Origin of the sequence: Gimesia chilikensis, assembly GCF_008329715.1 — a bacterium.
GTDB classification, from domain to species: Bacteria; Planctomycetota; Planctomycetia; order Planctomycetales; family Planctomycetaceae; genus Gimesia; species Gimesia chilikensis.
In genome coordinates this window covers 1-19,494 of the sequence record NZ_VTSR01000013.1, presented here as the reverse complement: position 1 = coordinate 19,494, position 19,494 = coordinate 1, and the positions used below count along the sequence as shown (strand labels likewise).

Genomic DNA, 19,494 nt, shown 5'->3' with positions numbered 1-19,494 from the left:
CTTTGATTATCTGCGGTCCGAGCGATTCCAGCGTTTTTTAGCTTCCTCTTCGAGCTCTTCTGCTTTCTGCCTGGAACGTTTCTTCCACTGATTCAAAATCAGGGTCAGAAGAATCAGTAGTGCGAGATAGATTCCCAGGATTTTGAACAGCCAGATGAACAGGTCGGCGGCAATCTCGTTCATGGACAGGGAAAACTCAATAATCTGGTTGAGTGGCTGGCTCAACAATGACCTGGTGAAGGGGAGTGAGTAAAGTGCTCTCTATTTACTCTAAGCTGGTCATTGCGCTGATTTCAAGCCGTTTTCCCGAAAGCGAAAAGCCAAAGGTAGACAAAAGGTCGGGCAGAGGGAATTTGCCATTTGCATCGGTTAAATTGACACAGACGGTTACTTTAATTTCGGATATTGTCGGTGCCGGGCCGACCGGAAAACAGGTAATGTCTGAATTGCCAATGGTTTCGGTCAATGCTCCACTGCCGTCATCAATGGAGACGAGTACATCACCAGCTCCTGAAGCAGCCGGCTGCTGGGCAACATCCAAGGTCAAGGAGTTGATGGCAACGAATTCTTGAATGATTTCACCGACCGCATCGGTTGTTGCTCCTACCTGAGCCGCTTTCCGGGTACCTTCGATAGTGGCAACGGTAATCGTCTGTTGCAACAGGGCATAAAAGCCAAACTCGATGATCGCCAGAGAGAGTATCATGATGATCGGAAAGGCGAGAATGAATTCCAGTAAGACGGATGCCCTGCGGTTTTTCAGGCGAGAAGTAGCCTTAACCTTTGTCTGCAGACTCATTCTGGTGGTTGGTGACCCGCTGCGTTTCATCTGGCGCACTTTATCCTGGGCGTGGTGTTAACAAAGGTAAACAGATGCTTGTCATGTGCTAAGCCTGGTTATCACGGGCTGCAGGGCAGGTACTCGTGTAAAAGTGCTCGGGCATCTGATTTCGCTTAATCTACGTGTCTCGCCTGAATTCTCAGTGGTTCTGCAGGAGTTGTCAGACGACTACGAACTAGGGAACGCAAATTGCTTGCCAAACTACTATTGTAACAATCAGATTGCTGAATGATTTATATTGTCGGTTCAATACAGATAGTGGTAGCCTGCTGTGCATAAAAACAGTTGTTATAGATTGAAGCAGAAACAAAGTCGATCTGGTGCAGTCGTTCTCGAACTGATCCTGACGGCCCCCGCCTTTCTGATGATCGCACTGGCGGTAGTCCAGATTTCATTGGTTTACACGGCCATCGAGCAGACCGCTTTTGCGAGTCGTTATGCTGCGAAGATCGCTTCTGAAACGACCTCAGGCGGACTAACTGCCTTGAATACGGGACCAAACGGACCCTTAAAAACCGGCGTTGATCGGATTCTCCAGGTCGGGGGACTTCCCCAGGGAAGCTGCCGGGTGATCCTGGAGCATAATGTGGACAGCTTTACCGAGCAGACAATCGCAGACCCAGATCCCGCTGCTGCCAACTGTAATTGCGATCCTCCCTCCACAAGTCTGCCCGTGGTGACGGGGGTGACCACCAGTGAGTCCGTACGAACGACCGTTTGTGTTCGACTGGGAGATAACATTCCTGACTTTCTGTCAACATTTGGATTTCCCACTGCGGATTATATTGTCGAAGAATCCACAACCTATATCTACGAACTCTGATGTCGGCAGGCTGACGCACGGCCGTAATTCTTTAATACTAAAGAGACAGACCCAATTCCTATGCAACGAATCAATTCAATTCAACGACCACATCAGAATCGAAGGGGGATCGCCATACTCTGGCTGATTCTCTGGGGATCGCTGTTTCTGACAGGTTTCTGTGTTGTCCTTGAATTTGCGACATTGTGGCAGGCGCGGATTGAGCTGAAAAACTCACTCGATGCCGCGGCGCTGGCTGCTGTTCAGAACTGGGGGAGCAGCGGCAGCGGCGAAACTGAAATTTCACGTAATGTCGGTGTTGCTTACTTCGCCGCCAATCCGATTGTGGGAACCTCTTTTACCCTGGGTACTAACTACGATGCGGCTGCTGATCCCATCACCAATCCCAATCAGAATCTCACCTGTGATGGCAATTTTATCTTTGGTGCCATCACGACTCCGACAGCTCCTTATACTTTTGATGCGGGAGAGAGTGCTTCCACAGCGGAGGGAACGGTTTTCATGGAGATTGTTAAGCCGACAGCCGGTAATGCCGTGAATCCTCGAAACATTGGCATCTTTTTCGACGACAGTAATTCCAATCCGAATCTCTGTATCCGTCAGGTGAAATTTACAATCCCGGTAATGGGCAACAGCCTTTCACAGCAGCCTTACTTTGACGCCAATACCCTGCCGACCTTGTCAATAGATCCCGTTCCCAGTGATTCACTGAACCGGTTTAACACGGACCCCACAAATCCAGCTGACCCGCCGAATACAAACGACTTTCGCGGACTGGATGTCGATCCGGCTGCCACAGTGCCTAGTAACAACTGGTATTGTGATTTAACAGCGCCACCATTTACTTTAATGGGGACCAATACAAATCCCAATGGGGATATCTGTATTGAAATGGAAGATCAAGTTACGTTTCAAGCGACAAACAATCGATATCGTACCATTATCATCAATTTCGAAGATGGTGCGTTTACCAGTACAGACGATCCTAATACAACTGACTTCTTCCGCTTTGGTCCATCCATCAACCAGTTAAATTCCCCAGCACTACAACCACCTGGCTCACAAAATGACGGCGAAGCCTGGAATCTGGCCCCGGTGGGAGTTGAAGTGACTTTCTATAACACTTCAACAATGACAACCTCCACGGCAACAACAACTTTTGTTGATGATGGTGATCCAAATAATTTTCGATCCATCGCCACATTGACATTTTCGGGGGGAATCCCCGCTGTGAGGGCTCAGGCAACAGTCGCTGTGCCCACATTTTGCAGCTCGCTGTTCGGCGTGAATTTTTTCAATATCTCCGCACGTTCCACTGCTTTTTATGACACTTCAACAGGTCAAGCTGCTCTGATTCATATCGAGAATTATATCTGCCCCTGATCTTTCATTCTGTGATGGAGGCTGATTCTGATGGAAACAGAGTGGAGACTTTCGTTCCCGGTAATTCTGGAGGGACCTGGGTTTCTTCCGGTTCTTCAACCTGATCGATGGTAAAGCACATCATCGCTTCCTTTCCAACTGGGATCTGGCGGACGACTTTCCCTGTCTGAATTCTTTCCTGTCTGCAATAACTACGTTCTGATTGTGAGTCTGCTGGAAGAAATCTGGGATAATCTCAGATGGCTGTTCAGCACTGAGCGAACAATGATGCAGGCATAAAAAAAGCAGACTGCGTGCACAGTCTGCTTATATTTATTTCCGTTGCTTGCGGTGATATTAGAACCGCTGCTTACCGTCGCCGGGGGCTGGTTGCTTCCTGGCTGGTTTGCCACTCGGTTTCCAAAGTGGATCAGAGCTGTGAGCGGAGTCCATCATGGCTTCCAGCTTCTTGACGAGATCCGGATGTTTTGCTGCCAGATCAGTGCCTTCACCCAGGTCTTCCTCAAGGTTGAACAGTTGGGTTTTGCCTTTGAAGATGGGCATGCGAACGGCTTTCCATTCGCCCCACCGGACTGCCTGCTTACCACCCCGTTCGTAGAATTCCCAGTACAGGAAATCGTGTTCTTTCTGCTGGTCAGGTTTGCCTTCCAGGGTGGGGGCAATACTCACGCTGTCCAGGCCCTCAGGGCAGGGGACGTCGGCCAGGTCGGCCGCGGTGGCCATCAGGTCGCCGAAGTAGCCGATGTGGTCTGAAACGCTGCCTGCGGGTGTCGTACCGGGCCAGTAAGCGATGAAGGGCACCCGAACTCCCCCCTCATACAGATCGCGTTTCATGCCGCGGAGCGGTCCGTTGGCATCGAAGAATTCCGGGTCATTGCCCCCCTCACGGTGGTGACCGTTATCAGAGGTGAAGATGACCAGCGTATTCTGGTCGATATTCAATGCCTTCAGGCGATCCAGGATCTGACCCACACCCGTGTCCATGCGGGTGATCATGGCTGCCTGACCTTTATTCTGTTTGGTCCAGTCTTTCTCGTTATAGATGCCATAGTCGGGGACTTCCTGTCCGTCGCCGACTTTTCTGCCTGCTTCGTTGTTGGCATGGGGAATTGTGAGTGCGACGTAGAGAAAGAAGGGGTTTTGTGCGCTGCGGTCGATGAATCCCAGGGCTTCCTCCAGGATCAGGTCGTGGGAATAGTCCACTTTTTTCGTCGCCACGCCGCCCAGTCGGTCTTTGCCGGTTGGGCCTTTGGAAATGGTGCTCGGATCAACGACATTTCGCAGGGCGACTTTCTTGTCATTCTTCCAGAGGAACTCGGGATAGTAGTTGTGGGCGTTGTGCTGGTTCAGGTAGCCATAGAAATAGTCAAAGCCCTGTTTGTTGGGAACTCCCTCTGTGCCTTCCTCACCGATGCCCCATTTCCCGGTCAGTGCCGTCGTGTAACCTGCTTTTTTCAGCAGTTCGGCGACTGTGAAGTCCTTGTCCTTCAGCGACTGGTTTTCCTTAACCCAGGTATTGCCGCGCACACGGGTGTGTCCCATGTGCCGACCGGTCATCAGAACACAACGCGAAGGGGCACACACGGTACTGCCGGCATACATTTGGGTGAACTTCATGCCGTCAGCTGCCATCTGGTCGATGCGGGGTGTCTGGATCTTCTTCTGTCCGTAGCAGCCCAGATCGCCGTAGCCCAGATCGTCGGCCATAATAAAGATGATGTTTGGCTTTTCAGGGGCGGCCGCGAAAGAACGGACCGGCGCGGAACTCAGAAAGCAGAGTGCAGCAGTGATGAGTAACAGGCGAGCGAGTGTTTGCATAACTGGTTTCAATTCATGTTGAAGGTCTTAAATGATTGCGGGCAGCGATAACTTCTGCACTGACAATTCTGCCACGTTTGGCGTACGTATTCAATATTGAGGCCGGGAACCAGTAATTCCGGGCACTGAACAGGGGCTGTTTCGGCTTTTTTGTGATTTTTTCCAATCTCTGCGGTGTTTACTCGAATCAGGTCCTCTTGGAAATCGATAAAAGTCACAGGAACAGCAGGGGCTGAGTACTATAATGCTCACAGATGTGCCTGTCGTCGAACAGCAGTGGTATTGAAATCAGCGAGTGAGGAACTGGAAATATGTTACTGACGTGGTGGCGTAATCGTCGACGTCGCAAGATTCTGGCCTCACCGATGCCTGAGCACTGGAAAACCTTTCTGGATCAGCATGTGTCGCAGTTGTCTCGACTTTCCCCCGAACAGCGAGAGCTGCACTATCAGCGTGTGCAGATTTTTATCCAGGAGAAGTACTGGGAGGGCTGCAACGGCTTCGAGATTACTGAAGAAGTGCAGTTACTGATTGCAGGCCAGGCCTGTCTGTTGACGGTTGGTTTTGCCAGCGACTGTTTTGATCGACTGGCGACAGTGCTGGTGTACCCCGATACCTATGTCGCGAAAGAGACACTGGTGAACTCAATAGGGGTCATGACGGAAGGTACTTCTTTCCGGCTGGGGGAAGCCTGGAATCAGGGGCCGATTGTTCTGTCCTGGGCGAATGTGCTTGAAGGGGCTGAGATCCCTGATGACGGCGAAAACGTCGTCTTTCATGAATTCGCACACTACTACGATGCCATCGATCGTGAAATGAATGGCACCCCTCCCTTAAACAGTGAAGAAGCCTACCAGCACTGGGGCGAAGTGATGACGCGGGAATATGACGACCTGGTGGATCAACTCAGGCACGGACATTCCCGCTTCATAAATCCCTACGCGGCCACTAATCCGGCCGAATTTTTTGCGGTCTGCTCCGAACACTTCTTTGAGCAACCTCTCCAGATGCAAGAGTACTCACCAGAATTATATGAAACGATGAAACTCTTCTATCGACAGGATCCCGCAGCCGCCGACCGGGGTTGAAATACCGCTGGGAATTGTCGTGTTGTGCCTGGTGTACCACATTGTCGCTTTGGAGCCCAGTGCCTGTGTAAACCGCTCTCAACCGGCAGAATCTGCCGATGGGAAAGGCGTTGTTAAGATATAGGCTTTGATCCAGATAGGAATCCAAGAAGAGTCTAGGGATTCTTTGAGTTCTTTCATCTTGCTGTAACTGTTAGTCGATACTTGAGAGTAAGTCCTTCTCTTGAGTTGAAAATTCTGTTCAGTAGAGAGGGCATCGAATGGATTCACCTTCGAGCAACTTTCAGGTCAAAATAACCTTTGACGTTTTTTTGTTTCTGCCCAGGGATGGTCTGAGTGTTTCTCACAATGGATCGTGAAAAATCACAATAGAATTTTGTGAGGTAATGGAATGCGAAACTCAACAACGTGGTCTCTGGTCATCCTTTCCGGAATGGCCACTCTCTTCTCAGCAGGATGTTCCCATACCGGTAAAATGGCGGGAATGAATCTTCCTCTGGAAGAATCACCACAAATGATAATGGCAAGAACGGCCGAGGAAAAAGGTCAGTTCGTCAAAGCAGAACAGACGTATCGTGTCATGTTGCAGCGGAATCCTAAAAATGTAACCGCTTTGCATCGCATGGGCATCGTCAGCTCCAAAATGGGTAAGCACGACATGGCAACCCGTCATCTGATGGAAGCTGTTAAGATTCAGCCGGATAATTCCAAGCTGCTCACCGATCTGGGTTACGCTCTGTATTTGCAGAACGATCTGCCGGCAGCAGAAATCGCACTGGAAGAAGCGATCAAGCGTGATGGCAGTTCCAAGCGGTCATTCAATAACCTGAGCCTGGTTCTGGGGCATCAGGGGCGGATGGATGAAGCCTACCAGGTTGCCCGGACTGTTCTGAGTGCAGAAGAAGCCCATGCCAATATTGGGTACATCTGCCTGCAGCGGGGAATGCTGGAAGATGCTTCACGGCACTACAACCAGGCTTTGGAAATCAATCCTGAACTGGACTCTGTCAAAGAAGCGATCGTGCAGATCGCAGCACTGCAGAAAAAGCAGATGGAGCAGGCCGAACCACAGCCTGAGGTCATGGTGGCTGAGACAGCACCTGCAGCTGAAACTGTGGAAGCTGTCGTAACTGAAACCGCAGCAGCTCCCGAATCTGAGTTCCGGGTGATTACGGATTCCGACGCCGATGTCATCAATCCTGAGATGATCCCGGCCAGTGAAATTCCGGTCGCTCAGATTTCCGCTGTGCAGGAGTTGCCGATTCAGGGATTTGAGCCTCCGCTCAACATCAGCAATGATGATTACATTCCCTCGGACGACGGGGCTTTCTTCGAAACCGTCGAGAGTGCCGAGTCGGTAACAAACGTACGCAGTGCTGAGTAACTTATCAGCCCGACATCAAGTCAAAATAAAAAAGCAGAGGTCGTCGGACCTCTGCTTTTTTTGCGTATCATCAACCTGATTTGTAGGTTGAGTCCATTGTGAACCCTCCCTCCGTATTTGATGTGGGATTCTCTCAGGGCGCCTGTTGTGGCGTCGTGGTGATCTTGAACTGAGCCTGGCTCGCTTGGGACTCCTGTGGATCCAGTTTCTGGAACAGTAGCTTGCGATCGATTTCAGCACGCTCTTTCTTCTCCCCGGTTCGCTGCACGTAGGTCGGGGTTAACTGGAAGTGCTTCGGGGAAAACGCCTCATAATCGAACCACAGTACGGCGTTAATCTCTGACCCGCGCATATCCATGATCATGGTTGCCGGGTTTGATTCCTGGTCCAGATAGTAGCGTCCCTTTCTCCGCGGTCCACGGTTAATGCTGTAGACCGTTCCATCCTTCTCAAAAATCATGTTGGGACCGCCAGAGCTGTGCCAGCGCCCGACCAGAAACTCTTCATCTGATTGCTGGCAGCCAGACAACAGGCTGATGGCTGCCAGTAAGATCCATGGTTTGAGTTGGTTGGTGTGCATCGATTTCCTCAACACTTTGTATTGTCGTGATTCATTAACGTCATTCTTAAGCCTGTACTGAATACAGTTGTACCTGCTCAGTTCCAAGGCCGACTCCATTGTGTGCTGGTTGATTATGACAAGTAAAGAAGGGGGTGTGCAATATCTAAGTAAAAAGGATGAAATGTGGCACATGGGTAGATATGTGGCAGATGGATAGGCTGAAATCCCTCAAAGTGGACAAATAGGTCTCTGTTGTAAAATGTGTACGTTCAGGTAAATTTATTAAAATTGGAATTATAGGGGTTATTTTTGTGGAAATTTCCTGATGGTTACGATACTGATGGTTAGGAATATTAAGATGGAACGTCTGCGCAAAATTTGAATAACAGGCGCAATTATGTGACTAAAGGGTCAACGTGATTTGCATTTTGAGGCATTTGACTGCCTCAAATGAAAGTAATGTCTGCCCTTTGGTTCACTGTCCGCAGGCTACGAAGATACAAACGCACCCAACGATAAGCTGAAAAAAAACTTAATCACTCAGGAGTTTCCAGGATGCTGCTTACCAATTGGCTTACCACTTTGACCTCACGCATCAAAAAACGCCCCACTTTCCGCTCGCGTGACCGCCGTGCAATTCGACGTCGCTGGCAGACCGCCACTCAAAACCAGATCACAACAGCTGAAGTGCTGGAAGACCGGACGTTGCTGACCACTTTTTTTGTGGATGACAATTACACGGGCGCGTCCGACTTCACTGGAACTGATACTGATCCCGTTACAGGCGGTGATCAGAATGCGGTATTTGGTTTCACTGCTTTCGCCACGATTCAGGAAGCAATTAATGCTGCCGCTGCTTCAGGTGATATCATCAACGTTGCCGCTGGCACTTACGCAGAAGATGTGATCGTGGATAAATCCGTGATTCTTCAGGGAGCCAATGCCGGGATTGCAGGTCATGGTGTTCGCGGGGCGGAGAGTCTGATTGATCCGAGTTCACCCTTTGGGATTGAAGTCCGTGCCGATGACGTCACGATTGACGGGTTTGAAATCACGGGACTGAATCGGGATGGGATCAACGTACGCCCGACAAATTCCGGGCCGGGAGTGTCAACACGCGAAAACATCGTGATCCAAAACAATTACATCCATGAAACACTCGTCCCTGGTAACCAGGTTAACGGGATCGTTTTTGGTGAAAAAGTTGGCGGCGGACCTGATTCAACCGATGCAGCGACGATCAGCTTTGTCACCATCGCGGACAATTTTATCGATGTGACCGATGATAACACCGCCCGCGGCATACTGATGACCGGGCATTTCGCGAGCATCCACTTCGACAATTTCGACATTACTGGCAATGTCATCCAGGCAAAAAACAACGGGCTCTTCATTTCAGAAAACCCAGCCATCTACACCGCCACAGGGATTGAAATCCTGGACAACACTTTCGAATCACCCGGCAGTACGGGGATTAACGCCGGAAACCTCGATTCCACTTCGAAAGTGAACGGGAATACATTCATCAATAATGCCGCAGGGGCGGCCCTCAATTTCGCTGAACCGGGTGGTGAGGTGTTGAACAACATTTTTGAAAACAATACCAACGTGGGATTGTTCTTCTTTGATGATACCTACTTCCCGCAGTCTTCAGAAAATCCCACGGTTACCGGCAATACCTTCACCAATAATGGTCGCCAGGTGGGATCAGCAGCGCCTGCCGTTGATCTGGATGCCATCCAGAACAACAACAGCTACGATGGTGGTGTGAAGGTTTCCAGCAACGGTAATCTCTACGGGAGCATTCAAGAAGCCATTAACAACGCGTTGCCTGGTGATGATGTGACCGTGGTGATCAATGCGACCTACACCGAAAATGTGGACGTCAATCAAGCCGTCACATTGATGGGAGAAGCAACGGTAGACGGCAGTGTCACGGCATCCGTAGCCGGAGCAACCATCGCCCCCGGTTTCAGTCCCGGCACCTTTACCAGTACCGATTTGAATCTGACTGCCGGCTCCTCATTGAGCGTGGAAATCGATGGAACCTCTGGGGTCGGGGTAGTGGGCGGACATGATCAGTACGTGGCAACCGGCAATGTGAATCTGGGTGGTGCCACACTGGACACCACGGGCAGCGACATCGTCGGCGCCACGTTGGGCGATACGTTCGAGATCATCGATGTGGGCGGTACTCTCACGGGCACCTTTGCCGGTCTTGCCAACGGGGATTCTGTGCTGGTCAACGGTCAGAACTTCCGCATCTATTACAATGGTGGTGACGGGAACGATGTGGTCCTCACCTTCATGCCTGCTGTTCCTGTAACTTATGTGGACACCACTTTCACCGGCGTGAACGGCACCTTCATCACAGACGCGGATCCCAATCAGGGTGGTGATCAAAATGCGGTGATTGGAGTCAATGCGTTCAATTCGATCCAGGCAGCGATTGACAGCGTGGATGCTGGGGGAACGGTCAACATTCTGGCTGGTACTTACAATGAAAATGTGAATGTCCATAAATCAGTGATCCTGGACGGTGCCGGAACTGGCAGCACGATTATTGATAATGGTGGGATTCTCTTTACCGTGACGGCAGACGATGTCAGTTTTCAAAACATGACACTGCAGGGGGCGACACAAGGCATTCGGGTCGATTCTGCTGTCGATAATCTGCAGGTTGATAACGTCAATTTCACCGGCATCGTTTCCGGTGCCTATGGTATCGAGATCCATAATAATGCCGTTTTGACAAATCTGAGTGTGGCAAACAGTTACTTCTCTGGTACGGGTGGTACTGGTATTCGGATGGCAACAACAGCTGTTGCTGATGGTATTCATGTTGATAATACGACATTCGATGGAATGAGGAATGCCATTAATGAAGCCAGCAACAATACAGTGACTGGTGGCCATCTCCGTGATCTGCAAGTCACCAATTCGACATTCCAGAATATCAGCGATGTCAGTATCTACGCAGAAGACTTGCGCGATTCCAGCATCAGCGGCAATGAATTTTTTGGAAACCCGGCAGGTGATAGTGAACGCGACATTGTTTTAAATAACAAGTATTCCGCCAATGGCATGGCCTTCGGAAATATTCAGATCACCAATAACGATTTCGAAAATTCTGACCGACCGGCAATTCAGCTCGACAGTCGTGCAGAAGCCCTCGTGGGTGGAGTGACGATCAGCGACAATACCTTTGATAGTGATATCTCGACGCTGACTTATTCCTGGACCCGCATCGACGTCAATCTGAATACAAATTATACACATGCCCCGGTTACCATTAGTGATAACAACATCACGTTTACCGGGAACTCCAGTGCTGGATCAACAAGCACCTCTGCGATTTCACTTTCCGGTGCATCAAGTGCGATCACCATCAGCGGAAATACGCTGACAGACAACACAACTCTGGGTGGGTATTCGACAACGGGTATCGCCGTTATTACAGACAATTCCTTTTCAGGTGCCATTTCGCCCACAGCTGTAATCGATATCTCGAACAATATCATCACAGGTTTCGATACTGCCGTCACCCTTTATGATGCCCTGGCAGGATCTCCCGGTGGTTTAACCTCTGGTGCCCAGGTGAATATCAATAGTAACTCCCTGGCAGGAAATGCTGCTGGCATTTCCAGTGGCGGCGGTGCAGTGGTCAACGCTTCCAATAACTGGTGGGGATCGAATGTTGAAGCTACAGTCGCAGCATTGATGACCGGAGGTGTCGATTTCACTTCCTATCTGGATAACGGTACCGATACCGATGGCGTTACCGCAGGTTTTCAGGGCGATTTCTCCACGCTGAATGTGACTACCTTGGGGGATCAGACCGGTCTTGTCGGAAGAATTGAAGAAGCTTTACAGGCTGTGGCACCCGGTGGAACCATAAAGATCAACAGCGGTACCTATGCCGGGAACGTCGATGCGACGATTACCGGTGTCGATAAATCTGTCACACTGGTGCCGGGGAACAGCCCGGGGCAGGTTGTCATCAATGGCGATCTGAAACTGGACAGCAACGATCAACTGGATGTCGAAGTCGATGGGACTGTCGCCGGAACCGAGCACGATCAACTGGTCGTCAATGGTGCCGTCTCTCTGGGAGATGCGACCCTCAACCTGATTCCCGGCTTCACTCCGGCTGATACGCAGTCATTTGTCCTGCTGGAAAATGATGATACAGATGGAATCGTAGGCTCTTTCAATGGCTATCCGGAAGGCTTCGAATTCATCGATTTCTTCGGAGTCACCGGGCTCAGTGCTTACCTGACCTATTCCGGCGGTGATGGCAATGATGTTGCCATCTACACCGAGATCCCGACACCTGTTGTGACAATTCCTGCCGATGGTAATCCAGATGAGTATTCTCTGCAGATTGTCGGTGGCAATGTGATTCTGACCGACGTGAATACGGGAGATGTGATCTGGAATACTCCCCTGGCTGCCCTCGAGGATACGCTGGTGATCAACGGTGAGGATGGTCAGGATGATACCTTGACGATCGACATGACCGGCATCGATGATTTAACTCCTCTGCAGATTGAATTCAACGGCGGAACCGGCGGCAATGACGCCATCGCGTTGGTTGGTGGCAGCCTGGTTTCCATGGAATATTTCTTTTTCAATGCCAGTGATGGCAGTATTCAGCTGAATGGTTCCGGAACCGACTTTATTACCTACACCGGGCTGGAGCCAATCTCGTCAACGGTCAATGCCACGAATGTGACTCTGAACTATAGTGGTGTCGATGAAACCATTACTGTCACAGATGCAGGGGCAGGGCAGACAACCGTCGATTCTACGGCTGCTGAGGTAGTCACTTTCAATAATCCTACCGGCACTCTGACCATCAACGCAGGTGATGGTACCGATGTCATCGATATTGACTCACTGGCGCCAAATTTCAGCGGTAACCTGATTATCAATGGAGAAGCAGGCGTTGATGATGTTGTAAGTGTTAACTCAGCAATTTCATTAAATGCCGGGCGATCACTGACTGTGAATGCCGAAAGGTCGACAGTGACCAATGGCGTCACTGTGACTGCTACAGGTATTGCATTGAATTCGGAGGTCGTTGACCTGGACGGTGATCTGATTGGTGCTGTTTCCGGTGATGCTGATGTTGTCGTTGTATTCGGTTCAGCCGGCGGTGCCGATCTTCAGGATGCCGTTGATGTCGCCGGCAATGGTGGTGACATCTACGTCTCCGCAGGTAACTACCTGGTTTCTTCGACCCTGGATGTTGACGAATCTGTGTCAATCGTTGGTGCGGGGAGCGATGTCGTTCAGATCCGCAAAGCGGGGGCACCCTCAACTTTCGATATCGTGGTCGATATCTCAGCAGATAACGTTTCCTTAAGTGGCGCACAACTCGGCTGGCAGACACATACGTCCGCCACCGATTACCGTGGTTATGTCGTCTACACCAACGCAGATTATACCACTCTGAATGGCCTGCTCTTCGGTGACAATTACCGTAGTGCCGTGGTCTTCGAAGGGGCTGATTATCTGGAAGTCTCTGACTCCGTTTTCGAAGGAAAATTCGGACGGGCTGCGATTCGTGACGGGGATAGCGGCAGTGGAGAGCACTTCCTGATTACCCGCAACGAATTCCGTGAAGATCATTACCGCTGGGGACCCATCTCCATTGGTCCTCAGGGAACCTTCAACGATCCGAACAATCAGGCTTTCAGTGGTGAGATCTCCTTCAACTATTTCAATAATGGACTCGAAGCTGGGGCCTTCCAGGAAGAGGGCGATCAGAACTATACCATTATTGTCACCAACCAGGGCATGACCGCCGATGGTCTGGATATCATTCATAACACCTTCGTCTGGGAAGATGCCGCGACGGTTAACCAGCTGGGTAATTACGCTCAAGCCGGTGGCGTTTACTTTGATCCCGCTCTTCCGGTTGCTCCCGGTGAAGTCAACATCACCGACAATATTTTCGATGGGTATACCTACCAGGGACCACAGCCTTCAACCGATCCACTCTGGCAGACAGCCGGTGGTGTCTTCGGCGGTGCTCTTGAATTTGACGGCACGGACGATTACGCCTTCTTCCAGGATCCTGCTTTTGATGTGGGTACAGCGGGAACGCTCAGTTTCTGGATTAACATGCATGACACCAGCCGACGCAACATGTTCTTTGAGGGGTTGAACAGTGTTGGTTTTGAATTCCAGTATCGTGAAGACGGTGGTGGGCAGTTCTACGGCAGCCCGGAACGTGATGTCAGTTCGGATAACTATGTCATTCAGGATGGTGGCGCTGCCAACCCCAATGTCTGGCAGAACATTCAATATACGTGGGACTTTAATGCCGCTGGTGGCCCCAAGATGTTCATCTATATTGATGGCACTGAGGTTGGCTACCTGAGCTCTACCTACGATTCTGATCTTTCGCAGTGGGCCGCGACGGTCAATACCGTCAGCGAACTGATTACTGTCGGTAAAGACGCCGGCGGCGGTCGCCACTTTGATGGTCTGATGGATGATGTTGGCTGGTTCAATTCAGTTCTGAATCAGACCGATCGTGATAATATCCGCAACAACGGCGTAGCGACTCTAGCCGCCGATGCACGCCTGGTAGCACATTGGGACTTCGATCAGGCTGCCGGCGATATTGCCATCGACAATAAAAACGGCATTGAAATGTACATCGTTGCCGACGGTATCTCTCCCTTTGGGCCAGTATTCCAACCTGGTGCTGGACAGTTTGGGGGCGCACTCGAATTTGATGGTGTCGACGACTTCGCAACCTTCCAGGATCCTTCGTTCGACGTTGGTGCAGAAGGCACGTTGAACTTCTGGGTGAATATGGATGATGCCGGCAGACGGAATCAGTTCTTTGAAGGGCCGGGTAATGCCGGACTGGAATTCCAGTATCGTCCCAACAGTTCAGGCCAGTTCTTCAGTCGTGTTCAGACTGATGGTGAATATGTGATTTCCAGTGGTGGCGATAACGCCTACCAGGGAGTCTGGACCAACATTCAATATACGTGGGATGCCTCAGTCGGCGAGATGCGGATTTACGTCAACGGTACCGAACAGAGCTATCTGGCAGCATATGATCAGAACATGTCCGGTTTTGATCTGGCTCACTTTACCGATACAATCAACGGGCTGATGAATGTGGGCCGCGATCCTGGCGACCCTGCTCGTTTCTTCGACGGTATGATGGACGACATTGCCTGGTTTGATACGGTTTTAAGCTCTGTTCTGCTGGATGATATCCGGCTCAACAGCGTTGGCGGTTCTGCTCTGAATGGCGATCCCAGCCTGATTGCCTACTGGAACCTGGATGATGCTCCTGGAACGGATGTCGTTCCCGGCGACGGAGGGACCGGCATCGATCTGATGATTCAGGCTGAACCTCCACTGCCCCTGATTGAAGGCTTTGGTGTCATCGCTCCCTCGAATGCGAATGTGACTTACAACGCATTCAACGACAACGATGTGGATTCCAACGTCGTGCTGGATCCCACAAATCAGTTCGGTGATCCGCTGTTTGCTTACGAAAATGATGTGCTCTACACGCCATCACCTTCACTGGAAGATAAGTTTGCGATTGGCTTCGGTTCCACAGCCGCTTATGGCTCATCTGAGTTTGCCGTGGATACCGCAACCGATACACCTCACATCGGTGCTTTCCAGGACAGCACTCTCTTCGGTAGTGGCGATATCGTCGTCTACGGTACCGGGGAAGACGATCTGCTGGACATCACGTTTACCGACGCTAACACCGCCGTCTTTATTCTGACTACCGATGTAGGCGGGGTTGGGGAAACCACACTTGGACCAGTTATTCTGACCGGCATCACCTCACTGACCTTTAACGGTCTGGACGGTGATGATATCTTCCGGATTCACAATCCGGTCACCGGTTATGCAGATCCGGTCGGGGGAATTTTCTTCAATGGCGGAACCGGCGGTGAAGATGGTGACGGCGATGTGCTCGAAATTCTGGGCGGAACCGCTACCACCGTTGAACACCAGTTTGCGAATGCCAACGACGGATCAATCTTCTTCGATGGCGAAGGCACTTCCACAATTACCTACACTGGTCTGGAACCGATCATTGACACGATCACCGCAACCGATCGTATCTTCAGTTACACCGGTGCCGCCGAAACCATCACACTCGCTGATGATGGTGATGTGGGTGACGGAGAATCTCAGATCAATTCGACCCTGGGCGAAAGCGTTGTCTTCACACATCCGACTGGTACGCTGACCATCAATACCGAAGTTGCTGGCGGTTCAGGTGCTGATACAGTGATTGTCAACGCCGTCGACTCCACATTCACTGCAAACCTGACAGTGAATGCCGGAAATGATGATACGCTTACCCTTGCCGGACCTACCAATATCGGTTCCGGAAACGCCGACCTGAATGCAGGTCAGGTCAACGTCAATGGCACATTTACGACCAGTGGTACCGTGGACGTCGATGCCAATGATCAGATCACCTTTGCTGCCGCGGGTATTATCGACGCGACTGCGAATACCATCGATCTGACCGCGGGTAACAATATCCAGCTGGGACAGATCACGACCTCCGGCGATGTGACCGTCACCGCGACCGCTGGTGCGATCAGCGATGCGAATGCCGGTAATAATAACATTACCGCGAACCAGGCGACTCTGACTGCAGGAGCTGGTGCTGGTGTAGGAGATGCTCTGGAAACGGCCCTTGGTTTTCTGGAAGGGAATATCAGCGGCGGCCTGGAACTGGCTGAGCTTAACGGGATTGTCATCGGCAATGCCGGCGGTATCAACGGGCTCACAGTCAGCGGCAATACCACGATTACAGCTGGGGCTGGCCTCGTTGTGAATGAAAACCTCGCTGTCACCGGCGGGGCACTGCAGCTGTCTAATGCGTCAGGCAACTTCGACGTCGGTTTTGGAGCGATCATTTCCAATGATGGAAGTAATCTGATTGAGATTAACTCCGCTGGTCTGATCGTCATGACCGATACCGGCACTCAGATCACCAGCAGTGGTGACGGTACGATTGACCTCGATGCAGCCGTTCATATTCTGCTCACGAATGTGAATACAAGTGGGGAAGTCCAGGTCACAGCAGCCGGCGGTCAGATTTTTGATAATATCGCTGCTGAGGCGGCAGTCATTACCGCGGACAGAGTCGCTCTGCGTGCCGCGACCGGCATCGGTTCTGCGGGGGCAGGGGACGTTGATCTGGAGGTCGGCGACATTGCCGCTGTCGCAACGTCCGGCGATATCTACCTGCAGGAACTTAATGGCGGAAGCATTGCTACTGTTGACGGACTGAGTGGGGTCACCGCCTCGGGGGATATCTCCCTGGTGATTGGTGGGACACTCAATGTGGCTCAGGCGATTGAAGCAACAGGCGCCGGTTCTTCGATTCTCGTGGACTCACAAGGTGTCATTGGAGTCGGTGCGGCAGTACAGACAAACGGCGGGGCCATCGAATTACGGGCCGATAGCACTTTGATTTTGAATGGTCCTGCACTTGTAGACACGACCTCCGCAGCGGGCATTACTCTGGTTGCTGACGACAATGGGGCTGGGGGTGAGAACTTTATTCAGAACGACGGCAGTGTCGTCAATGCCTACGGGGGAACCATCAATGTGAGCTCGACTGGTAATGCCTCTATTGTCAACCTGCAAAGTGCAGGGGGGGCGGTTTACATCGAGTCTCTCAGTGGTGCCATCCAGGACAACTCGGGTGGTGAAGCAGCTCTGGTAACTGCTAACGAATTGGCTTTGCGGGCTGCAATCGGTATTGGCGGTGCTGGGGCTGCCGACTTTGACACGGCGGTCGCTCGTGTCGCAGCAGGTTCTCCTCTCGGTAGTATTGTAGTCAGCAATACAGGCGCTTTAGAAATCGGGACTGTCGATGGTCTGGTTGGCGTCGATGCCGGTGCCGGAAATGTCACCATTTCTGCCGCCAGCCCGCTGACTGTGGCCAGCAACGTGACAGCTGCCGGAACGGTCTCGCTGACCTCTACTGATACTGCGGGCCCCGGTGATGATCTGACGATCAATGCTGGTGTGACCGTTCAGTCAACGGGCGCTGATGTGGTTCTGAACTCCGGTGATGACTTCCTGCTGTCACTGACAGGCGAAGTGATTGCCGCGACCACGATTACAATCAATATCGACCCGATTACTGATGGGGCCGGAGCTACCGTTGACCTGCTGGGCAATGTCAATGCGACGCAGACCACCATTAACGGTGGGGACGACAGCGATATCTTCAACATCCTGCCGACCGTCGATTCACCGATCACCGTGAATGGCGGTGATCCGACTCTGCCTGGTCCCGGCGATGTGCTCAATCTCGATTTCAGTGGCCTGGCTTCTGCTCCGGCTTTGACATTAGGTGGAGATCCGGGTTCAGGACAGTTCAGCTTCCTGGCTCCCGATACCGAGCAGGCTGTGAACTACACCAGCATTGAAGACGTCAACACCAACGGCAGTGGCTCCTACCACCTGGTGCTGGACATGTTCTTCTCCGGGTTCGAAGACGCTTCCGATGACACGATCGACGTTGGTCTGGATGCCGGCGGCACCAACCTGCTGATCGACATCAATGGCAGCAACTTCTTCACCGGTAACGATGCGGATATTCTGTCCTTCACCGTACTGGGATCGGCTGACGACGATACGTTGAATATCAACGAAACCGCAGGCGGTCTGCCGATGTTTACCACAGCCGCTCCTGCAGGCATCCCCGGTTCCAACGGGGCCCACCTGAACCTGGCTGCGGAAACATTCCTGGAAGACGAGTTCAATCCCAATACCTACGATGTGAACGACATCACGATTCACTACGACGGTAAAAACGGAACCGACGCGATCAATGTGAACTTCATCACCGATCACAACGCCGGTTACTTCTCGGATGTGATCGACGGCCTGGGCAGCGGTAACATTGGTGCCTCTGCAGTAGGGGACACCGACATCGACCTGGGTCTCTCCTTCGGTAACGTCGAAGGAGTCGGATTCTCCGGTGCTGCGAACGGCGGCCTGCGAGTCGACGCTTCTTCCACACCCGCCACCACCGGTCTGAACATCAACGACGACGGCACTCCCGCCGACGGCGTCTCCCAGATCACCGGTAACGGCGGTTTCACCGCTCTGGTATTCGACGGCTTTAATGAACTGCAGGTTGTCTCGGGAACCGGCGCGGAACTGATCGACCTGATCGCTCTGGACTCAGCGACGACGCTGACCAGCGTGGAACTGGATGCCGACGACGTGTTCGCTGCTGACGATGTATCCAACGATACGATCCGTGTCCGCAGCACACCCGCGGGTGTCACCAGCGTCAGCCTCCTGGGCGGCCTGGGCGACGATCTGTTCCAGATCTTCGATGCTGGAAGCACGGTAGACAACATCTTCGCAGCTTTGACGGTGGACGGTGAAGATGGAGTCGACACGCTGAACATCGTCGATAGCGGTGACGTCACCGGTGACACGTTCGAAGTCACTTCGACGACCATCGACGGAATCTCCAGCTCTGCCGGCACCGATGTGACTTATGCCAACATCGACGATCTGAACGTCACCGGCACCGACGGCGACGACACGATCAAC

Annotated in this window: 9 protein-coding genes; 5 read left to right on the top strand and 4 right to left on the bottom strand. The window is 51.8% G+C overall.

Annotated features, from left to right (window positions below; all coding sequences use genetic code 11):
* Nucleotides 1-6 precede the first annotated feature (6 nt).
* Nucleotides 7-225 (bottom strand): hypothetical protein, encoded by a 219-nt coding sequence (locus FYZ48_RS29305; protein WP_187782098.1) that lies wholly within the window; start codon nucleotides 223-225, stop codon nucleotides 7-9.
* A 40-nt stretch (nucleotides 226-265) separates the two neighbouring features.
* Entirely contained in the window at nucleotides 266-829 is a 564-nt protein-coding gene (locus FYZ48_RS18050) for a TadE/TadG family type IV pilus assembly protein (protein WP_149342890.1), read from the bottom strand.
* A 307-nt stretch (nucleotides 830-1,136) separates the two neighbouring features.
* Between FYZ48_RS18050 and FYZ48_RS18045 the strand changes: the two genes are divergently transcribed.
* Nucleotides 1,137-1,664: a TadE/TadG family type IV pilus assembly protein gene (locus FYZ48_RS18045; RefSeq protein ID WP_149342887.1), complete on the top strand. Its 528-nt coding sequence runs from the start codon at nucleotides 1,137-1,139 to the stop codon at nucleotides 1,662-1,664.
* Nucleotides 1,665-1,724: 60 nt separating this feature from the next.
* On the top strand, nucleotides 1,725-3,047 hold the full coding sequence (locus FYZ48_RS18040) for a TadE/TadG family type IV pilus assembly protein (RefSeq protein WP_149342885.1): 1,323 nt from the start codon (nucleotides 1,725-1,727) through the stop codon (nucleotides 3,045-3,047).
* A gap of 336 nt (nucleotides 3,048-3,383) precedes the next feature.
* Here the strand turns inward: FYZ48_RS18040 and FYZ48_RS18035 are convergent, their stop codons facing one another.
* Nucleotides 3,384-4,865 (bottom strand): arylsulfatase, encoded by a 1,482-nt coding sequence (locus tag FYZ48_RS18035; RefSeq protein WP_149342882.1) that lies wholly within the window; start codon nucleotides 4,863-4,865, stop codon nucleotides 3,384-3,386.
* Nucleotides 4,866-5,176: 311 nt separating this feature from the next.
* Between FYZ48_RS18035 and FYZ48_RS18030 the strand changes: the two genes are divergently transcribed.
* Together FYZ48_RS18030 and FYZ48_RS18025 are read left to right on the top strand one after the other, a co-directional pair.
* Nucleotides 5,177-5,953: a M90 family metallopeptidase gene (locus tag FYZ48_RS18030; protein ID WP_145037754.1), complete on the top strand. Its 777-nt coding sequence runs from the start codon at nucleotides 5,177-5,179 to the stop codon at nucleotides 5,951-5,953.
* Nucleotides 5,954-6,467: 514 nt separating this feature from the next.
* Nucleotides 6,468-7,337, top strand: a complete 870-nt coding sequence (locus FYZ48_RS18025; RefSeq protein ID WP_187782097.1) for a tetratricopeptide repeat protein — start codon at nucleotides 6,468-6,470, stop codon at nucleotides 7,335-7,337.
* 133 nt (nucleotides 7,338-7,470) lie between these two features.
* Here the strand turns inward: FYZ48_RS18025 and FYZ48_RS18020 are convergent, their stop codons facing one another.
* Nucleotides 7,471-7,917, bottom strand: coding sequence for a hypothetical protein (locus FYZ48_RS18020; RefSeq protein ID WP_145439473.1), 447 nt, complete (start codon nucleotides 7,915-7,917; stop codon nucleotides 7,471-7,473).
* A gap of 537 nt (nucleotides 7,918-8,454) precedes the next feature.
* Between FYZ48_RS18020 and FYZ48_RS18015 the strand changes: the two genes are divergently transcribed.
* Nucleotides 8,455-19,494, top strand: an 11,040-nt coding sequence (locus FYZ48_RS18015) for a LamG-like jellyroll fold domain-containing protein (protein ID WP_149342879.1), incomplete at its 3' end; no start/stop codon positions are given.